At 35.3% G+C, this 18605-nt stretch carries 19 protein-coding genes; 12 read left to right on the top strand and 7 right to left on the bottom strand.

The features are described 5' to 3' along the window. Positions 1–17 precede the first annotated feature (17 nt). From ME5_RS07050 to ME5_RS07020, 7 genes are all read left to right on the top strand, one after another. Positions 18–866, top strand: coding sequence for a septal ring lytic transglycosylase RlpA family protein (locus ME5_RS07050; RefSeq protein ID WP_425338815.1), 849 nt, complete (start codon positions 18–20; stop codon positions 864–866). 217 nt (positions 867–1083) lie between these two features. After that, positions 1084–2247 carry a D-alanyl-D-alanine carboxypeptidase family protein gene (locus tag ME5_RS07045; RefSeq protein ID WP_008039723.1) on the top strand — a complete coding sequence of 388 codons (1164 nt, stop codon included), beginning with the start codon at positions 1084–1086 and terminating at the stop codon, positions 2245–2247. A 14-nt stretch (positions 2248–2261) separates the two neighbouring features. After that, positions 2262–2906 carry a dTMP kinase gene (gene tmk / locus ME5_RS07040; protein WP_008039721.1) on the top strand — a complete coding sequence of 215 codons (645 nt, stop codon included), beginning with the start codon at positions 2262–2264 and terminating at the stop codon, positions 2904–2906. Beyond that, positions 2906–3943, top strand: coding sequence for a DNA polymerase III subunit delta' (locus ME5_RS07035; protein ID WP_008039720.1), 1038 nt, complete (start codon positions 2906–2908; stop codon positions 3941–3943). The genes tmk and ME5_RS07035 overlap by 1 nt, the downstream gene beginning before the upstream one ends. An 82-nt stretch (positions 3944–4025) precedes the next feature. After that, positions 4026–5570 (top strand): methionine--tRNA ligase, encoded by a 1545-nt coding sequence (gene metG, locus ME5_RS07030; RefSeq protein ID WP_008039713.1) that lies wholly within the window; start codon positions 4026–4028, stop codon positions 5568–5570. A 3-nt stretch (positions 5571–5573) separates the two neighbouring features. Next, the gene (locus ME5_RS07025; protein WP_008039711.1) at positions 5574–6347 is read left to right on the top strand and encodes a TatD family hydrolase; all 774 of its coding nucleotides are present in this window, start codon (positions 5574–5576) and stop codon (positions 6345–6347) included. 10 nt (positions 6348–6357) lie between these two features. After that, the gene (locus ME5_RS07020; protein WP_008039708.1) at positions 6358–7170 is read left to right on the top strand and encodes an MBL fold metallo-hydrolase; all 813 of its coding nucleotides are present in this window, start codon (positions 6358–6360) and stop codon (positions 7168–7170) included. A 180-nt stretch (positions 7171–7350) separates the two neighbouring features. On the opposite strand, the gene ME5_RS07015 is transcribed toward ME5_RS07020, so the two are convergent. From ME5_RS07015 to ME5_RS06995, 5 genes are all read right to left on the bottom strand, one after another. Further along, on the bottom strand, positions 7351–8169 hold the full coding sequence (locus ME5_RS07015; RefSeq protein WP_008039707.1) for a methyltransferase domain-containing protein: 819 nt from the start codon (positions 8167–8169) through the stop codon (positions 7351–7353). Continuing rightward, entirely contained in the window at positions 8144–9139 is a 996-nt protein-coding gene (locus ME5_RS07010; protein ID WP_008039706.1) for a bile acid:sodium symporter family protein, read from the bottom strand. The genes ME5_RS07015 and ME5_RS07010 overlap by 26 nt, the downstream gene beginning before the upstream one ends. A gap of 95 nt (positions 9140–9234) precedes the next feature. Further along, positions 9235–10605 carry a GTPase HflX gene (gene hflX, locus ME5_RS07005; protein WP_008039705.1) on the bottom strand — a complete coding sequence of 457 codons (1371 nt, stop codon included), beginning with the start codon at positions 10603–10605 and terminating at the stop codon, positions 9235–9237. A 61-nt stretch (positions 10606–10666) separates the two neighbouring features. After that, positions 10667–10906, bottom strand: a complete 240-nt coding sequence (gene hfq / locus ME5_RS07000; RefSeq protein ID WP_008039704.1) for an RNA chaperone Hfq — start codon at positions 10904–10906, stop codon at positions 10667–10669. A 123-nt stretch (positions 10907–11029) separates the two neighbouring features. After that, entirely contained in the window at positions 11030–12244 is a 1215-nt protein-coding gene (locus ME5_RS06995; RefSeq protein WP_008039703.1) for a bifunctional cobalt-precorrin-7 (C(5))-methyltransferase/cobalt-precorrin-6B (C(15))-methyltransferase, read from the bottom strand. Positions 12245–12341: 97 nt separating this feature from the next. On the opposite strand from ME5_RS06995, the gene cobG reads away from it, so the two are divergent. The 4 genes from cobG to cobJ all read left to right on the top strand — a co-directional run bounded on the left by cobG (position 12342) and on the right by cobJ (position 16466). Next, positions 12342–13694 carry a precorrin-3B synthase gene (gene cobG / locus ME5_RS06990; RefSeq protein ID WP_245256503.1) on the top strand — a complete coding sequence of 451 codons (1353 nt, stop codon included), beginning with the start codon at positions 12342–12344 and terminating at the stop codon, positions 13692–13694. Next, on the top strand, positions 13695–14321 hold the full coding sequence (locus ME5_RS06985; protein ID WP_008039701.1) for a precorrin-8X methylmutase: 627 nt from the start codon (positions 13695–13697) through the stop codon (positions 14319–14321). Next, complete coding sequence (locus ME5_RS06980; RefSeq protein WP_008039700.1) at positions 14318–15073, top strand: precorrin-2 C(20)-methyltransferase; 756 nt, start codon at positions 14318–14320, stop codon at positions 15071–15073. The genes ME5_RS06985 and ME5_RS06980 overlap by 4 nt, the downstream gene beginning before the upstream one ends. A 151-nt stretch (positions 15074–15224) precedes the next feature. Further along, positions 15225–16466, top strand: a complete 1242-nt coding sequence (cobJ, locus tag ME5_RS06975; protein WP_245256502.1) for a precorrin-3B C(17)-methyltransferase — start codon at positions 15225–15227, stop codon at positions 16464–16466. 78 nt (positions 16467–16544) lie between these two features. On the opposite strand, the gene folK is transcribed toward cobJ, so the two are convergent. Together folK and folP are read right to left on the bottom strand one after the other, a co-directional pair. Further along, positions 16545–17036 carry a 2-amino-4-hydroxy-6-hydroxymethyldihydropteridine diphosphokinase gene (gene folK, locus ME5_RS06970; RefSeq protein WP_008039697.1) on the bottom strand — a complete coding sequence of 164 codons (492 nt, stop codon included), beginning with the start codon at positions 17034–17036 and terminating at the stop codon, positions 16545–16547. Further along, positions 17033–17878, bottom strand: coding sequence for a dihydropteroate synthase (gene folP, locus ME5_RS06965; protein WP_008039695.1), 846 nt, complete (start codon positions 17876–17878; stop codon positions 17033–17035). Before folP ends, folK begins: the two co-directional genes overlap by 4 nt. A 98-nt stretch (positions 17879–17976) precedes the next feature. Between folP and ME5_RS06960 the strand changes: the two genes are divergently transcribed. Beyond that, the gene (locus ME5_RS06960) at positions 17977–18603 is read left to right on the top strand and encodes a DUF922 domain-containing Zn-dependent protease (protein WP_008039694.1); all 627 of its coding nucleotides are present in this window, start codon (positions 17977–17979) and stop codon (positions 18601–18603) included. Positions 18604–18605: the final 2 nt, after the last annotated feature.

Raw genomic sequence — 18605 nt, 5'->3', positions numbered from 1 at the left:
TATTTATAGTATTTTCATTGTTTGCATTGACGGCTTGTGCGACACATAATCAAACTCAATCTGAGACGATTTCATCATCAGATATTTCCGCTAAAGAATACGGTGCGATTCCTGTTTCAAAACCATTTACACAGCAAAAAAATGCTATGAAAAGGGGTGGGGGGCGCGCTCTTGTTGGAAAGCCATATAAAATTAAAGGAACGTGGTATCATCCAAAGGAAGATGAATCTTACGCAAAAGTTGGTAGAGCTTCTTGGTACGGATCAAAATTTCATGGTAAATTGACAGCAAATGGTGAAATTTATGATATGAATCATCTCACCGCTGCACATCCAACAATGCCTTTACCAAGCTACGCAAAAGTAACAAATTTAACTAATAATTCATCTTTAATTGTTCGCGTCAATGATCGTGGGCCTTTTGTAAAGAATAGAATTATTGATTTATCCCAAAAAGCTGCAAAAATGCTTGATTATAAAGATAGTGGTGTTGCACAGGTTAAAGTTGAATATGTAGGACCAGCGCCTATAGATGGTCATGATGATGCCTATCTTTTAGCCTCTTATGAAAGAGCGGAGGATTCTCCAGATTTTGTGCTAGCAATGGCTGATGAAAATAAGATCAATGCACTTACAGAAGCAGAAAAAGCTACAACGGCGCTCTTGACGGATGCTTCGTCTGATATGCCACTATTACCAGATGTCGGTCCAATATTGTTGCAAAAACCTCAAGAAACACAACAAACAGTTTTTATTGGTTCGCACTATAATAAGAGTGAAGAACAAAATATGACGTCATTGATCAAACCACAAACAGTTAGTTATTCTGTTGGTCTTGATGAAAAAAGCATAATAATTGAAAGATAAATTTTTAAAAATTAGATAGATGATGAATATTGAAATATAATAAAAATTGAAAAAACGTTTCATTTTTTGTATATATTATGATTGTGCACATCATAATAAAGTTTAGCTGATATTACATGGGTCAAATCTTTTACTTATATAAATGAAGCATTTTAATCGACCATTTATATATTTTTAGGAATGCTATGATAAGTCTCTTTTAAATAAGGGAAAATCCATGCGTCATTTTCGATTTATTCCATTAAATTTATTTTTTTTAATCGTATGCCCACTTTATGGATATACTCAAATATCATCGAAAACTCCGCATCAAATTCTCATACTTGATGCAGATACAGGTGGAATACTATACGAACACAATTTGCAAAAGGAATTCGTGCCGGCTTCATTGACAAAATTAATGACAGCTGAACTTATTTTTAGGGAACTAAAATTAGGAAATATAACGAAGGATCAGTTTTTTTCTGTAAGTGAAAATTCTTGGCGTAAAGGAGGGGCACCTTCACGTAAGCCGACAATGTTTGCAAAGCTTGGCAGTCAAATTACAGTTTGGAATTTATTAAGAGGTATGGCAATTGCCAATGGAAATGATGCCGCACTCGTTTTGGCTGAGGGATTAAGTGGCAGCGAAGATAATTTCGTTGCTCTAATGAATAAAAGAGCGAAAGAACTTCACTTAAACAATACGCACTTTGTTAATGCGACGGGTTTACCAAAAGAAGGACAAAAAACCAATCTTTATGATATGGTAAAGCTCACACGATATATAGAATATCATTATCCGGAGTTTTATAGTATTTATCAAGAGCCTGCATTCAATTGGAGTGGAATTTATCAGCGAAATAAAAATCCTATAGTGGACTCTTCAGATTTAAAAGATGAATTAAGACTTGGTTTTGTTAATGAAGGTGATATTTCAATTATATCCTCAGTCAAAAGAGATGACTACCATTATTACATAGCTGTAAAAGGGATGTTTAATAATAAAAATGTGATTTCTGAATTTAAGAATTTAACTGCGTGGGTTTTTAATTCTTTTAAGAGCAAGCTTATTTATGAGAAAAACGAAATAATTGGATATGCTAAGGTTTTTGGGGGTGATCAATCTTATGTGCCTCTTTTCTCAATATATCCTATTAATATTTTTGTGCCAATGAACGATTTAACTGCAATAAAGGCTAAAATTGAGTATTATGGTCCAGTTAGGGCACCAGTTTTAAAAGGGACTCAGATTGGAAGTTTAAAAATTTATGTTAAGGAGCATCTTTTTACTGAACATCCTTTGTTTGCGATGAATAATATAGCAAAAACAGGACTTATCCGTCATGCTAAAGATTCTTTATATGAATTCACTTTAGGTTGGTTGAGTAAATATATTTGATAAAGGAAATATATGTGAAAGGTTTTTTCATAACTTTTGAAGGCGGCGAGGGGGCTGGAAAGTCTACACAAATAAAAGCCCTAGCAAATAACCTTGAGTCTCTTGGCTTTGATGTTGTCATTACACGCGAGCCAGGTGGAACTTTGGGTGCAGAAGCTGTGCGGCATGTTTTGTTGTCAGGTGCCGGTGAAAGTTATGGTGCAACGTTTGAAACGATTCTTTTTGCAACAGCGCGTTTGGATCATTTGAAAGAAACAATTATTCCAGCCCTTAAAATGGGTAAAATTGTTTTATGTGATCGCTTTATGGATTCAACACGAGTTTATCAAGGTTTAGAGCGAGGTGTTAGAATTAGTCAATTAGACTTGTTAGAATATATAGTGATTGGTGATTATAAACCTGATTTAACATTTATATTAGATGTTCCTGAAAATATTGGAATGGAGAGAGCTAATCGACGCCGCGGTAAAAAACATGAACAAGATCGTTTTGAAAAAGATACATTAATGATACAAAAAAAACGTCGTCATGCTTTTATCAAAATAGCTGAAAAAGAAAAAGATAGATGTCGTTTAATCGACGCCAATCAAGATGTTAAAATTATAGAAAAGCAAATTAGTGAAATATGCGGTGAATGTTTATCATTGGATAGATCGTGATGCTGATAGATAGCCCCAAGCATTATGATGATATTGATGGAGTCATTCCTCCAGAACAAAATAGTCATGTTTTTGGTCATGATGATGTTAAAAATTTTTTATCGAATATGCTTCAAAAAAATCAGTTGCATCATGCCTTGCTTTTTGAAGGACCTCAAGGTGTCGGTAAAGCAACTTTAGCATTTCAATTGGCATGGAATATGATTGCCAATGGGCAAACAAATTTTCAAAAACCCGATGTGCACTCATCCGTTTTTCGTCAAATGGCTCAGGGGAGTTATCCCAATCTCATTCATATATCGCGCCGTTTTGATAGCAAAACAGAAAAATTTAAAAATGGCATTTCAGTAGAAGATATTCGTGATATTCATCATCATCTTCATCGTACATCACATGATGGTGCGTGGAGAATTGTTATTGTTGACAGTGCTGATGATATGAATAGGAATGCTGCCAATGCTATTTTAAAAATATTAGAAGAACCACCTAAAAAGACTTTATTTATACTTATATCCCATTACCCCGGACGTTTATTACCAACAATACGCTCACGTTGTCATGCCATACGTTTTCATCCTCTTAAAGATGAGGCATTATTGTCTTCACTTGAACATTTAGGATTTGATGTTTCGATTCCAGATTTGCTTCATAATATTATAGATCACTCACAGGGGAGTGTTCGCAAAGCCGCTTTAATGCTTTGTATGGGTAGTGGTGACATTATTCATGCCTTACAAGAAATTCTTGACAAAGAAAAGTTTGATGCCATCAAAGCGCAACATTTAGGACAAGTTCTTGCTGCGCGTGAAGCCACGTTGCAATACGAGCAATTTTGTAATGCTGTCCTTTCTTATATATTTAAAAAAGCAAATGCTTTAATTGAAATCAATGAAATGGCTAAAGCCAATCTTTATGCTCATCATTGGGCGCAATTAGAAGATGAAATCAAACGCACGCGTTCTTTTAATCTTGATAAAAAGCAATTTATTATTAACTTGCTTTTTAAGCTTCATGAGTTGAAAAAAGTCCATTCATAAAACTCCGATTTTTCCGTGACATTGAAGCGAATGGGCGTTATGTCTTTGTTAAAGTAAGATAAACGATTCAAACGAGCCACTTATGCGTGATAAATATTACATAACAACGCCTATTTTTTATCCTAATGGACAACCCCATATTGGTCATGCATATAATGCGATTGCTACAGACGCAATGGCTCGGTTCCAACGCGCAGATGGGCGTGATGTGTTTTTTCTTTCTGGTACCGATGAGCATGGTTTGAAAATGCAGCAAACAGCAGAGAAAGAAGGTATATCTCCGCAATCTCTTGCTGATAGAAACAGTTCCATTTTTCAAAATATGCTTAAAGTATTGAATTGTTCAAATGACGAATTTATTCGCACCACGCAACAGCGCCATATTATAGCATGCCAAGCAATTTGGAAATTAATGCAAGAAAATGGTGATATTTATCTCGATCGTTATTCGGGTTGGTATTCTGTTCGTCAAGAAGCTTACTACGAAGAAAGTGACACAATTGTTGGGGATGATGGTATTCGCCGGGAAACAGAAGTTGGATCACCAGTTGAATGGAATGAAGAGGAAAGTTACTTTTTTCGTCTTTCAAAATTTCAACAACCCTTATTAGATTATTATGAAAAACATCCAGAATTTATTGGTCCCAATGAAAGACGCAATGAAATCATTAGTTTTGTTAAGTCAGGTTTAAGAGATATTTCTATTTCTCGAACAACATTTGATTGGGGTGTGCCAGTTCCTGATGATCCTAAACATGTGATGTATGTTTGGGTGGATGCATTGACCAATTATCTTACGGCACTAGGTTTTCCTGATGAAAATGCTAAAAAAAGAGATTTTTGGCCTGCAAATGCTCATATTATTGGGAAGGATATTATTCGATTTCACGCTATTTATTGGCCTGCATTTCTTATGTCAGCAAAAATTGAATTGCCAAAACGTGTTTTTGCCCATGGTTTTTTGCTTAATCGCGGCGAAAAAATGTCAAAATCTGTCGGAAATGTCGTTGATCCTTTTTCTATGATAGAAGAATATGGACTTGATAGGGTTCGTTATTTTTTCTTGCGTGAAGTGCCGTTTGGTCAGGATGGAAGTTATAGTCATGAAGCAATTGTTAACCGTACAAATGCAGATTTGGCTAATGATTTAGGCAATCTAGCGCAAAGATCGCTTTCTATGATTGCAAAAAATTGTGACGGACATGTTCCAACGCCAGATCAGATGTTAAATCAAGACGTGAAATTATTTGATCAATCTGAAGAAGCCCTTAAGAGTGCACGTCAATCAATGTTGAATCAAGCACCACATTTGGCCTTAAGTGCTATTTTTTCAGTTGTTGCAGAAGCAAATCGTTATTTTGCGAATGAAGAACCATGGGCTTTAAGAAAAAATGATCCAAAACGTTTTGCAACAGTTCTTTATACAACAGTGGAAACATTGCGCAGAGTGGGACTGATGTTGACAGCATTTATACCGCAATCCGCTATGGATTTACTTGATATTTTAGGGGTTGAAAAAGAAAATCGTCTGCTGAAAAATGTAACAGAAACTAAGATTGAGCCGGGTACAAAATTACCGTCTCCTCGTCCTATTTTTCCTCGTTACATGGACGAGAAAGAGAAGTGACTTATGCTTATTGATACACATTGTCATTTGGACTTTGACGTTTTTGAGTCTGATTTGGATGCGATTATACAGCGTGCGCATGAGGTTGGCGTTAGACGTATGGTGACAATTTCTACATATGTTCATAAATTTGAACGATTAAAAAAAATTGTAGAAAAATATGAGTCAGTTTTTTGTTCTATTGGAACACATCCAAATAGTGCAGGCGAAGAAACAAACATCACAGCGGTCGATCTCATAAAGATTGCTGCACATCCCAAAGTAGTCGCAATCGGTGAAGTTGGACTTGACTATCATTATGATTATGCACTTCCGGAAGAGCAAAAGCGAAGTTTTTTAGAACATATTGCTGCAGCAAGACAAACTCAATTACCACTTGTGATACATGCACGAAATGCGGATGATGATATGCAAGCTATACTGATTGAGCAAACAAAAATTGGTCAATTTCCATTTATTTTGCATTGTTATTCATCTGGTATTGAACTAGCAAAAACGGGTGTTAAGCTTGGTGGATATATTTCATTTTCTGGAATTTTAACATTTAAAAGCGCGCCAGAAATTCGTGAAATTGCAAAAATAGTCCCACATGATCGTCTTTTGGTCGAAACAGATGCACCATTTTTAGCTCCTGTTCCCTTTAGAGGACAAACAAATGAACCGTCATTTGTGAAACATACTGCCGAGACACTCGCACAAACTCTTAATTTAAGTTTCGAAGACGTGGCAAATATAACAACACAAAATGCTATGTCACTGTTTTCAAAAATGCATTAAGGTGGAGGAGATGGAAGATTATTATGAATTCACCATTCTTGGCTGTGGTTCGTCTCCTGGTGTTCCACGTTCGAATGGTGAATGGGGGGCTTGCAATCCTAAAAACCTTAAAAATCGACGGTATCGTGCAGCTCTATTAATTGAACGTTTTAACAAAAATGGTGAAAAAACGACTATTGTTGTCGATACTGGTCCAGATTTTCGCTCACAAATGATTGATGCGCAAGTTCATAACATTGATGCAGTTATTTATACGCATGCGCATGCCGACCATATTCACGGTATTGATGATTTAAGAAGTTATGTTATAGCGCAAAAACAATTAATGAATATCTATGCTGATGATGCCACGTTTAAACGTATGAATGATGCATTTGGATATTGTTTTCAAACGCCATTAGGCTCTAATTATCCGCCAATATTACAACATAACCGTATTGAATCTTATCAAAAATTTACGATTAAAGGGCAGGGAGGTGTTGTAAACATACTTCCTGTTTTACAAATACATGGTGATATAAATTCTTTAGGATTTCGTGTCGGGAATGTAGCGTATTGTACCGACGTTAATGAATTTCCTGATAAAACACCAGATTACTTACTCAATCTTGATGTGCTTATCATTGATGCGTTGCAATATAAACCTCATGCAAGTCATTTTTCAGTTGATCAAGCTCTTGAATGGATTAAAAAACTAAAACCTAAACGTGCAATTTTAACACATATGCACATTGCATTAGATTATGATGCCGTTATGGACTATACCCCAGAAAATGTAGAACCGGCTTATCAAGGCTTAAAGTTTCGTTCTGCGTGCATATGATATTCGAAAGAAAATTTGCCCAATCCTAAATTTGGTTAAAAAATCAATGATAAAACGTCTTGGCTAAATATTATTGGGGATCAGTCATTGCACAAGATAATATCGCATAAGATATATTATGGAACTTTATGAAATATTTCGATATATGAAGTTATTTCATGATTTTTTTGAAAAATATTTCTATCTTTCCGCGCATTTTTGAGCAATGAATAACTGTCCTTCAACTGGTTTGCCTTGTTCTTTTCGTACAATAATAGTATCAAAATAAACGCATTTTAGTTTGTTAATTGATAGCTGCTCAAATATATAATTTTCATTATGCGCGTATCGTTGGTATGCACCTATGGAGTAGGTTTTGACGCTTTCTGTGTCAAAGGTAAGTTTTTCTGTTGAAAATCCAAAATAACCTCCAGCAGAGAGTAAATAAGAAATATCTTTGAAAAAAAACTCTAACTTACCTATATAAGGAAGCACATCTGTTGCCACAATTAAATCATGTATGTCTTTGTTTTTAGAAACAAATTCAACAACATCACCAACGTATAATTTATTATAGTCACCTTTTTCATGAGCGATTTCAATCATTTTTTGAGAAAGATCAACTCCGACTTTTTCTTTAACATTATCGCTAAATGCTTCTCCAGAAAGTCCAGTACCACAGCCCAAATCAAGTAATTTTTCAAATTGATGCTCAGGCAAAATTTTTTCAAATGTTTTGCGTAATAAAAAAGGGACATCATAGTCCAATTGATCAACAAGAATATAATCAAATAATTCAGCTGTTTGATCAAAAAGGGTGGATATATAAGCGCGCGGCGCAGTTTCAGGAATTTCTCCCCTCTTCATAGAAGCAAGACGAATGGCTATTCCACCATGATCGTTTGGATCTATTTTTAGTGCCTGCTGATAGGCTTCTACTGCACCATCAAAATTTCCTGTTTTTTCATATTTCAAACCAAGATTATAAAAATGTTCAAGTTTTTTTTCGTCTATTTTCATTGCTTTTTATTTTGGATTCCGCAAGATGGCGCGCAATAATTGTGCAGGCCATGAGTTGTATTTGATGAAATAACATTAATGGTAAAACAATTGCACCTATCTTGCCCCCTGCTCCAGCAAAAATAGCGTTGGCCATTGGCGCGCCGCTTGCAAGACTTTTTTTAGAACCACAAAATGTTATTGTAATCCTATCTTCTTTTTTGAAGCCAAGTAGTTTAGAGCCATACCATGTTATTAAAAGAACGATAACAAGAAGTATAATGTCTATTATAATCATTATAGCAAGGTCATGCCAACTTGTATCACGCCATAAATGCCCTGTCATAGCTTGGCTAAACGCCAAATATACCACCATAATGATTGAGCCACGGTCAACAATACCCGTTAATCCTTTGTGACGACGAATAAAATCGCCAATCCAATGTTGGAAAATTTGACCTAATACAAATGGCAAAAGAAGTTGCACAATAATGCTTTCAAATGCGGATGTTGACATGCCAGAAACATGGTTGCTTGTAGTAAATAAAATTCCAACCAACAAGGGTGTTAAAAACATTCCAAATATATTGGATGCTGAGGCTGAAACAATTGCCGCAGGGACATTGCCACCGGCAATAGATGTAAAAGCAATAGAAGATTGAACTGTTGAAGGAAGCACACATAAATAAAGCACACCAAGATAAAACGTTGATTGTTTAAATCCCGGAATTACAAAACCTGCCAGAAGCCCAAGGATTGGGAAAAGAATGAACGTTGCAGCTAAAACAGTAAGATGCAATCGCCAATGAACAATACCGGCAAAAGCTGCTTTCGGTGAGAGTTTAGCCCCATGAAGAAAAAACAAAAGACCGACAAAAATCTTTGTTAATAATGAAAACCATTCCGCGGCTGTTCCTGCAATAGGAGCAAAACTTGCAATGATGATAGCAAGTATTAATGCGCTTAAAAATTTATCAGGTAAATATTTCATTATTTTTCGTTTCTATTTTAAAAACAATTGTCACGATAGGAAATATATGTCTTTATTCATATAATATTTATTCTATATTGTGAACTTTTCTTATTTTATAATTTATCTGTATTCTTTGTTTGATAGCCATGCGTTTCTAATAAATTATTTAAACGTTTATCAATTTCTTGTGTAATTACAAATTTTAACACTATTGAACCATCATCTTCATTATGCCGTTCGATATTTCCAACATTCTTATATATCCAATCTAAAAGAGCAAAATCTTCAGCCTTTAGACGAATATTATGTTGTATCATTTCACCCGAAATTTGTCTTTCTATTGCTTTTTCAAGTTCTAAAAGCCCCTCACCTTTTAAAGCGGAAACGAGAAAAGCATAATTTGCAGCATTACGCGCTGTTTCTTTCAATGTCTCTCGACTGATGTCATCCAGCAAATCAGTTTTATTCCATATTTCAAAAATGTGATTGTGATCGTCAATATCAACGCCAAGACTTTTCAAGATATCCCGTACATCTTGAGCATGAATATAATGATCAGGATCTGACATATCGCGTACATGTAAAATAAGATCAGCTTCGATGACTTCTTCAAGTGTTGCACGAAAAGCAGCAATGAGATGTGTTGGCAAATTAGAAATAAAACCCACCGTATCTGATAAAATTACCAATTGTCCATGCGGTAAGGTGATACGTCTTAATGTTGGATCAAGTGTTGCAAAAAGCATGTCTTTGGCCAACACATTCGCACCTGTTAATTGATTAAAGAGTGTTGATTTGCCAGCATTGGTATAGCCAACTAAAGCAATAACAGGATGAGATGTTTTTTTTCTTTTTGCTCGATGAAGCGCACGTGTTTTCACCACTGTGTCTAACTCGCGTTTAATGCGAACGATTTTGTCTTGAAGTTGGCGACGGTCAGACTCAATTTGTGTTTCCCCCGGCCCTCCTAGAAAGCCACCACCACCTCTTTGTCTTTCAAGGTGTGTCCAACTACGAACAAGGCGACCTTTTTGATAATTAAGATGAGCAAGTTCTACCTGCAAAACGCCTTCTTTTGTGGCAGCGCGATCGCCAAAAATTTCTAAAATTAACGCCGTACGATCAATAACTTTGCAATTCCAAAATTTTTCAAGATTGCGTTGTTGAACAGGTGTTAATCCACGATCAATGATTGCCAGATCAATTTCTTTATCTTCTATTATACGTGAAAATTCTTCAACCTTTCCTGGTCCTAGCAGGGTGGCTGGTCGCAAAGTGTTCATCGTTACTTTATGGTGTTCAACAACATCCAGTCGAATAGCTTGTGCAAGTCCGATTGCTTCATCAATCTTTGATTGTACTGAGCGAATATTGCGACGGTCTTCGCTCACGCGTTCACGTAATAGTGGTATAATAACAATTGCACGCGTTGCAGCTGTTTCGCGTGAAATTAACTTGTCTGCACGTTCGATTTCTTTTGTCATTTAAACACAACTAAGGTCGAGATAAAAAGCTGCCTCAATGTGTTAAAATACATGAGGCAGTTTACTCAGACTCTTCACCTTCAAACATTTGAACAGCTTGGCTGGGCATAATGGTTGAAATCGCATGTTTATAAACCAATTGTGAATGCCCATCACGGCGTAATAAAACACAAAAATTATCAAAAGAAGAAACAATTCCTGTTAATTTTACACCATTGACCAAAAAAATAGTCAAAGAAATTTTTTGTTTACGTACTGCATTTAAAAATTGATCTTGTAAATGTTGCGATCGTTCCGCCATTATTTTTATACCTTTATTGCAAACCGCATAGAAACTCGTTGCCCTAATATCGAACGAAATTCATGAATTTGTCAATCAGAAACTCTTATTGTTTTTTTTAATAAGTTAATAAAGCATGAGAGCTTAAGGTTTGATAGCAATAAGAAGAGTTACGGCAAGCGTTGGTCGCATAATTTGAAAGCGTCCTAAGGTTTCTGAGTGTGACACGGCAATGTTGATAAGTCTGCCATTATATGTTTTCGCATATGATTGTAACAAAGCGACTGTTTCAAGAGTAACGCCATTTGCAATGAGTCGGCCACCTGATTTTAATTTTGACCATAAATGTTCAACTACTATAGACGATGTTAATCCCCCACCAATGAAAATAGCGTCAGGCTTTTCAAGTTCTTCCAAGGATTCTGGTGCAGTCCCTGCGATAAGGTTTAAAAAAGGTACACCAAAATTTTGAGCGTTTTTTAAAATAAGTTTTTGTCTTTCTTGATTTTTTTCAATAGCGTAAGCACGTGTATTACGTGCATTACGCAACCATTCTATCGATATGGAACCACACCCAGCACCAATATCCCATAGCACTTCACCATATTTGGGTGCCAAATGCGCCATCACGACGGCTCTTATATCTTGTTTGGTTAGTTGGCCATCATGATAAAAAAACTCATCAGGTAATGGCGTTGTGGGTGGATAAATAACGGCATTTTTATCGGCTATACATTCAAGCGCAATAATATTTAAATCAGCACCTTTCTCTAACTTAAACGAATTCGCCGTTGAGTGGAAAAGATGCTCGTCTTTTCCATTCAAATGTTCAAAAATGGTCATTTTAGTTTGGCCAAATCCCTTTTCAGTTAACAATTGCGCAATTTTTGAAGGTGTCTCTTTATTTTCTGAAAGAATAAAGATTTTTAAATTGTTTTGAAAATGGCGTTGCAAAACACTAATTGGACGTCCATGTACAGAAAAGCATTCAACATCCTGTAATGCCCACCCTAACCGCGAAGCTGCTAATGAAAATGAAGACGGATGCGGTAGAATAGTTATTTCATCTATAGTGAATTCGCGCAGTAATGTGGCTCCTATACCAAAAAACATTGGATCACCACTTGCCAGTATAACCGTTGCTGTGCCTTTAAGATTGTGAAGTTTTGGAAAAGCGTTTTTTAGTGGAGATGGCCATTCACGCGCATTATTTTTAACTGTTTCAGGCAAAAACTCAATATGCCGTTTTCCTCCAAAAATAGTTTTTGCTCTTAATAGGATATCCTTATGGTTGGAAGATAAACCATTCCAGCCATCATCACCGATACCAATAATTGTAAGCCAAGAATTCTTATTCATTTACGTTGATCGGCCATTCTTTTATCTTTAAGATTTATCCTTAGATTCTGCTCTATGCGAGGGCAAGTATGAAGAGTTCTTTTATAAGAGATTTTTTGTGGACAAGATAAGACAATCAACGGATTATTTTGATGAAAGACGATGGGCATGTCCCGGATTTTATCGCATGCTTATGTCAAAAGATGGAGGCTTATGCAGAATTAAGCTTTCCTTTGGACAAATCACGAGCAAGCAAATTAAAGGAATTGCAAAAGTCGCGGAAGAATTTGGCAATAAAAAAATTGAAATTACCAACCGCGCAAATATTCAATTAAGAGGTCTTGATAAAGAAAATTATAAAAAAATTATACATGCGTTGGATTTATTAGGTCTTGGACCATTGACACCCAAAAGTGATGATATACGCAATGTTATGTTGGCTCCAACAGCTGGAATTGATCCTGATATGCATGTTGATACTCTTCCACTTGGTAATACACTATTACACCTTCTTCAAACAAATGAACAGTTTCAAAATCTTTCACCTAAATTTTCTTTTTTAATAAATGCTGGCGAAAAAACAGCCATTGACTATCATAAAGCTGATATTTGGTTTTCATTTCACAAATCATCCACGAAAATAAATTTTGGATTCGCTTCATGTTCAGATTTTTTAAAAAAAGACGAAAATGCTTTAGGGAGTATTGCTCTTGAAGATTTTGTAAAATTTGTAAAATCTTGCTTAAATACGTTTATTGCGCAACAAGCGCTAATGCCTGAAATAACACGCATGAAACATATAGAACAAACAATGGGTTTTAAAACTTATCTCGGTGAGATAAAAAAATTTTTTCCTTGTAACATTCACGCTCCGATTCCATTAGATAAAGTTTTTTCTTTGGATGAAGCTCTCATTGGTATTTTTCAACAATATAATCCTGATCTCTATTATGTAGGTGCAAATACACATCTTGGTGTCTTAACTGTTGATCAAATATACGCACTATCAAGAATTCTTGATTATCAAAACAAACATACAAGGTTGAGGTTAACTCCACGAAAAGGATTAATTTTTTCAAATCTAACGTTGAATGAAGCAAAGCAAATACAATCTGAATTTAATGATTTAGGGTTTTGTGTGTCAAACAGTGAGCCAAGTGCTCAAATTATATGTTGTGCTGGTGCGCCTGCTTGTCATAGTGGCGTATCTAATGTTCATCGTGATAGCCAAATTCTTATAAATGAGCTGGAAAATACAAAAATACCTAAAATACATTTGACAGCCTGTGAAAAAGCCTGTGTAGCCAATAAAGCCTACCCTTACACGGCTTTGGCGAAAGAAGATGGCTTTTATGATCTTTTTTGTAAAGATCCTACAATAAAACATAAATTTGGAAAAAAAATTGCCGATAGGCTCTCGATCAATCAATTAGCAGTATGTCTTAAAAACAGGCATAAAAGGCATAAATAAATGTATGATTATATAACAGATGGACAAAAAATTTATGATAAGTCTTTTGCAACAATACGTTCAGAAGCGCAACTTTCTAACATACCAACGGATTTAGAAAAAATAGCTGTACGTATTATTCATGCTTGTGGCATGATTGATATCGTCGATGATATGGCATTTTCAGCAAAAGCTGGTACGATTGGACGCAATGCAATAAACCAAGGTAAAGCTATATTGTGTGATGCAGAAATGGTTGCAAAAGGCATTACCAAAAGCCGCTTGACCGCAAATAATTCTGTTATTTGTACCTTACATGATGAGCGCGTAAGTGATCATGCTCTTATAATTAATAATACACGATCAGCTGCGGCCGTAGAATTTTGGAAACCTTTTATAAAAAATAGTATAGTTGCCATTGGTAATGCACCAACAGCCCTATTTCATCTTCTTAACCTTATCGAACAAGGCTTCGATAAACCCGCATTAATTATTGGTTGTCCTGTAGGATTTGTAGGAGCAAAAGAGTCAAAAATCGCACTTGAAAATAATGTTTTTGATATTCCATATATCGTCGTTCATGGTCGTCGTGGTGGCAGTGCAATGGCCGCGGCGGCAGTCAATGCATTGGCAAGTGAAAAAGAATGAATAATAAGATGGTGCAATTATATGGTGTTGGTGTGGGACCTGGAGATCCAGATCTAATCACTGTTAAAGGCGTGAAAGCGATACAATCTGCTGATATTATTGCTTATCACGAGACAAAAACACAAAAAAGCAATGCGTTAAATATTGCAAAAAGTTGGATAACAGATCGCGCGCAGCTTGCCCCAATTCGCTATCCCGTGACCACAGAAAAATCAAGCTATTCAAATGATTATAAAGAATTATTAAATCAATTTTACAATAATACTTCTCATTATTTGGAAGGATTTTTAAAAGATAATAAAACTGTTGTTGTGTTGGCAGAAGGCGATCCATTATTTTATAGTTCATTTATGTATATTTATGACATGTTAGGCACGAAATATAAAACGGAAATTATTCCAGGAATTTCTTCTATATTTGGTGCAGCATCTATATTCCAGACACCATTGGCTTATAAAAATCAATCTTTTACAGTATTGTCAGGCGTTTTGAATCAAAGGGAACTTTCGGACCGTTTAAATACAACTGATGCTTTTGCGATTATTAAATTAGGCCGTAATTTAGAAAAAGTTCGTGATGCTATTAAGGAGTGTGGTCTTATTGATCGCGCTTTATATATTGAAAGAGCGACGATGAAAGAGCAAAAAATAATGATTTTATCAGAAGTTGATTGTTCGCAATCACCTTATTTTTCTCTCATTCTCATACCAGGTTCAGCAAATCGGTCACAGGATTATTATATTGTTGAATAAACTTGAACAAGTAACTGTTATATATATCTTTTCTGATAGTTCTTTGCCACATGCTATAGCACTGAGTTGTTTGCTACATAAGGCAAAAATCATAACAACACAAAGAATTAATTATCCAGATTGTGAGAGTGTCTCGTCGATCCATAAGCATATGTCTGAAGCTTATACAAAAGGATACACAGTTATCGCATTTTGTTCGACTGATATCGTTATTCATAGTTTGGCTTCCTTTTTAAAAAATAAAACTGAAGAACCGCCTGTTTTATGCATATCAGATGATGGTAAAGTTATTGTTCCTCTTCTTGGAGTTGAAAAAGGTGCTAATGAGCTTGCGCTTCACATTGCCACGCATTTAGGTACTCAAGCGTCCATTACAACTAGTATTGGGCGGCATTTTGGTATTAATCTTCTTTGCCCTCCTGATGATTTGAAGCTGTTAAATCCAGAACATTATGCCTCTTTTTTATCAGCACTTTTGGTTGATAAAAAAGTTAAATTAAAGGGACATCATGATTGGTTTTTTAAGGGAACTCTACCCTTTTCTGATACAGCTCAATTAACGATTAGCGTGATTGATGATAATACAAATGTGGACCAATATAATGAAAATAATTTAATTTATCGTTGTCATTCTTCCTCACAAGGTCGACTGGACATTATTGGTTTTGGTCCAGGAGATCATGCTCATCTGACTTTTGCTGCGAGAAAAGCACTTTATGAGGCGACAGATATTCTAGGATATGATTATTACATAGATCTTGTTGGTCCATTTTTGACGCATCAGACATTGCATAAGAGCTTTAATAGGCAAGAAATGGAACGTGCAAAACAAGCACTTAATTTGGCAGCATCAGGTAAAAAAATTGCACTTATTTCCTCAGGTGATCCAGGTGTATTTGCTATGGCTGCGGCTGTTATGGAATGTATGGAAGACAATAAAACGTCTGATTGGGACAATGTTTCTATCAATATAGAGCCTGGTGTTACTGCCGCTCAATCTGCGGCTGCTTGTTTTGGAGCGCCTTTGGGGCATGATTTTTCGGTTATTTCTTTGTCCAATAATCTTAAACCATGGAAGGTTATTGAAAAAAGAATATTGGCAGCACTGCATTCTGATATGGCGATAGCATTTTATAATCCGGTTTCAAAAGCACGCCCCGATCAATTATTTGAAGTTATATCTTTACTTAAATCTCATTGCGAAAAAGATAGAATTATTAATATTGCCACGGATATTGGGCGTGACGGTCAAAAAATGAACACAACAACGATTGATGAAATTAATACAGATAATATTACCAGTCGATCATTAATAATCATTGGTTCTTCACAAACTCGTAATTTTAAAATGGGTGATCGTTTATGGACTTATACACCCAGAAAATATCCTTAATTATTATTTATTTACAATATTTTCATAAATTTAAAAATGATGCTTCAAAAGGGCTTTCACTTTTTTGCAAAATGATCTTTACACAATAAATTCAAAGTTTAATTTTTCGATATTATCATCGACGACTTCTGCATTCCATTGTCGAATGGTTTTTCCAGATATTATAAGTTCAGGTGCAATATCATTTAAGGGGCGTAGGACAAATGCTCGCTCAGTTAAAAAAGGGTGAGGAAGTGTGAGTTTTTCTGTTTTTAAATATGAAATATTTTCGTAAGCAAGAATATCAATATCTAAAGTTCTTGGCCCCCACTTTTCAATACGTTGCCGTCCTGATTTTTTCTCAACATACAAACATTTATCTAACAATTTTTCAGGATCTAATGTCGTTTCAATAAGCAAACAAAGATTAAGAAAATCATTTTGATCCACCCTACCCCACGGCGAAGTTTTATATAAATGTGAAGACGTTAAGACTATAAGTTCGTTTGTTTCTTGAAGAAATGTAAGTGCATTTTTAAATGTCGAACATACATCTCCAATATTTCCACCCAAACCCAGCCACGCTTTCATTTTATGTTTTCTTTCTTGCATTGTTTTAGGGCATCAACAACTGCTAATGCTTCTTTATTCGTAGCAATGTTATGGACTCTAAAAATATCAAATCCTGCTTGTCGTAAAATTATGGATGAAGCAGCAGTCGCAATATCTCTATGTTGCGCATTACTTTTATCAGAAAGTGAGCCTAAAAATCGTTTTCTTGATGTTGCTGCTAAAAGAGGAAACCCTAATATTTTTAATTCTTCTGCTCGACTAAGAAGTTTGAGGTTGTCATCGGCATTTTTACCAAATCCAAAACCTGGATCAAGAACGATCTGTGAATCACTGATTCCATTTTTTTTAGCTATATTGAGTGATATTTCAAAAAAATATTTTTGATCATCAATAATATCTTCATACTTTTTTCTGTCGCGAGAATTATGCATGATAATTATTCCTGCATTAAATTCTCGAATAACTTCTGCCATTTTTTCTTCTTTTTGTAACCCCCATATATCATTAATGATATGCGAGCCCGATTTTAATGCATGATAAGCTGTTTCTGAGTGATAAGTATCTATCGACAGAATTATGTTTTGAAAACTATGAAATTTTTCAATAACTGGCAAAATTCTTTTTTGTTCTATTTCACTTGAAATCGGTTCAAAATTTGGCCGTGTTGATTCTCCTCCAATATCTATGATGGAAGCGCCTTGCTCTATCATCATTGCTCCATGTGAAAAGGCATCGTTTACGTCAATAAATTTGCCCCCATCAGAAAATGAATCTGGCGTTATATTCAATATTCCCATTAAAATGGATTTTTCTTGTATAATAATTTTTCTATTTTGACCGACATTCCAAATCGTTTGCATGAAATTAATCCGTTTTATTATTCTTCTAGAATGAGAGCTGTTTTTTTAGCATAAATGTGTAAAGGTTTTAAAATTCTTCTTAAAAATTAGGCGCATTAATGTTTTATAAAAAAATAAGCGCTTTCTTTATTGGATGTTGGGTCTTTTGCATTTTTATTCCAAATGCACAAGCTGCAAAAATATACAAAACAATTTCATATTATATTGTTTCAGGTACAACAGCTGCCCAAATTGACAAATCTATGGCAAAAAATGCTCCTTATCTTAAATCAACGGGGCAACATCATCTCGGCGTAACCACTATTTCTTTCGTTACTTATTTGAAACTTAAAAGCGAGGGAAATTACTGTAAAATCGATCGTATACATGTTGATATTCTTGCAAACATGCAGTTACCTCGATGGAAACAACGTTCACGGACAAAATCATTGGAATTGGCCGTCGTCTGGGATTCTTTATCGCAAGATATTAAAAGACATGAAGAAAGTCATGTGGTGATTGCGCGTGCGCACGCCTCAGAAATTGAAAAAAAGATTCGTGAACTCTCTTATCAAAAAAACTGTGATAAATTGCTCCAAAATATAGAAACTATTGTCGGTCATGCCTTAGCACAACATGATGAAGCACAAAAAAGGTTTGATCGCATCGAAGCTAAAAATTTTGATAAGCGATTTTTTAATCTTTTGATAAGACGTCTTGAAGAGATACCCTATCAGAGAAAATAAAA

It is taken from the genome of Bartonella tamiae Th239, assembly GCF_000278275.1.
In the GTDB taxonomy this organism is placed as follows: Bacteria; Pseudomonadota; Alphaproteobacteria; order Rhizobiales; family Rhizobiaceae; genus Bartonella; species Bartonella tamiae.
Note: the sequence above shows the minus strand (reverse complement) of the source record. Positions and strands in the feature narration are given on the sequence as shown.

What these genes read in the sequence shown, in the direction of transcription:
- ME5_RS07045 (WP_008039723.1), top strand. Translation starts at nt 1,084, where the DNA reads ATGCGTCATTTTCGATTTATTCCATTAAATTTATTTTTTTTAATCGTA.
- ME5_RS07035 (WP_008039720.1), top strand. Translation starts at nt 2,906, where the DNA reads ATGCTGATAGATAGCCCCAAGCATTATGATGATATTGATGGAGTCATT.
- metG (WP_008039713.1), top strand. Translation starts at nt 4,026, where the DNA reads ATGCGTGATAAATATTACATAACAACGCCTATTTTTTATCCTAATGGA.
- ME5_RS07025 (WP_008039711.1), top strand. Translation starts at nt 5,574, where the DNA reads ATGCTTATTGATACACATTGTCATTTGGACTTTGACGTTTTTGAGTCT.
- ME5_RS07020 (WP_008039708.1), top strand. Translation starts at nt 6,358, where the DNA reads ATGGAAGATTATTATGAATTCACCATTCTTGGCTGTGGTTCGTCTCCT.
- ME5_RS07015 (WP_008039707.1), bottom strand. Translation starts at nt 8,169, where the DNA reads ATGAAAATAGACGAAAAAAAACTTGAACATTTTTATAATCTTGGTTTG.
- ME5_RS07010 (WP_008039706.1), bottom strand. Translation starts at nt 9,139, where the DNA reads ATGAAATATTTACCTGATAAATTTTTAAGCGCATTAATACTTGCTATC.
- hflX (WP_008039705.1), bottom strand. Translation starts at nt 10,605, where the DNA reads ATGACAAAAGAAATCGAACGTGCAGACAAGTTAATTTCACGCGAAACA.
- hfq (WP_008039704.1), bottom strand. Translation starts at nt 10,906, where the DNA reads ATGGCGGAACGATCGCAACATTTACAAGATCAATTTTTAAATGCAGTA.
- ME5_RS06995 (WP_008039703.1), bottom strand. Translation starts at nt 12,244, where the DNA reads ATGAATAAGAATTCTTGGCTTACAATTATTGGTATCGGTGATGATGGC.
- ME5_RS06985 (WP_008039701.1), top strand. Translation starts at nt 13,695, where the DNA reads ATGTATGATTATATAACAGATGGACAAAAAATTTATGATAAGTCTTTT.
- ME5_RS06980 (WP_008039700.1), top strand. Translation starts at nt 14,318, where the DNA reads ATGAATAATAAGATGGTGCAATTATATGGTGTTGGTGTGGGACCTGGA.
- cobJ (WP_245256502.1), top strand. Translation starts at nt 15,225, where the DNA reads ATGTCTGAAGCTTATACAAAAGGATACACAGTTATCGCATTTTGTTCG.
- folK (WP_008039697.1), bottom strand. Translation starts at nt 17,036, where the DNA reads ATGAAAGCGTGGCTGGGTTTGGGTGGAAATATTGGAGATGTATGTTCG.
- folP (WP_008039695.1), bottom strand. Translation starts at nt 17,878, where the DNA reads ATGCAAACGATTTGGAATGTCGGTCAAAATAGAAAAATTATTATACAA.
- ME5_RS06960 (WP_008039694.1), top strand. Translation starts at nt 17,977, where the DNA reads ATGTTTTATAAAAAAATAAGCGCTTTCTTTATTGGATGTTGGGTCTTT.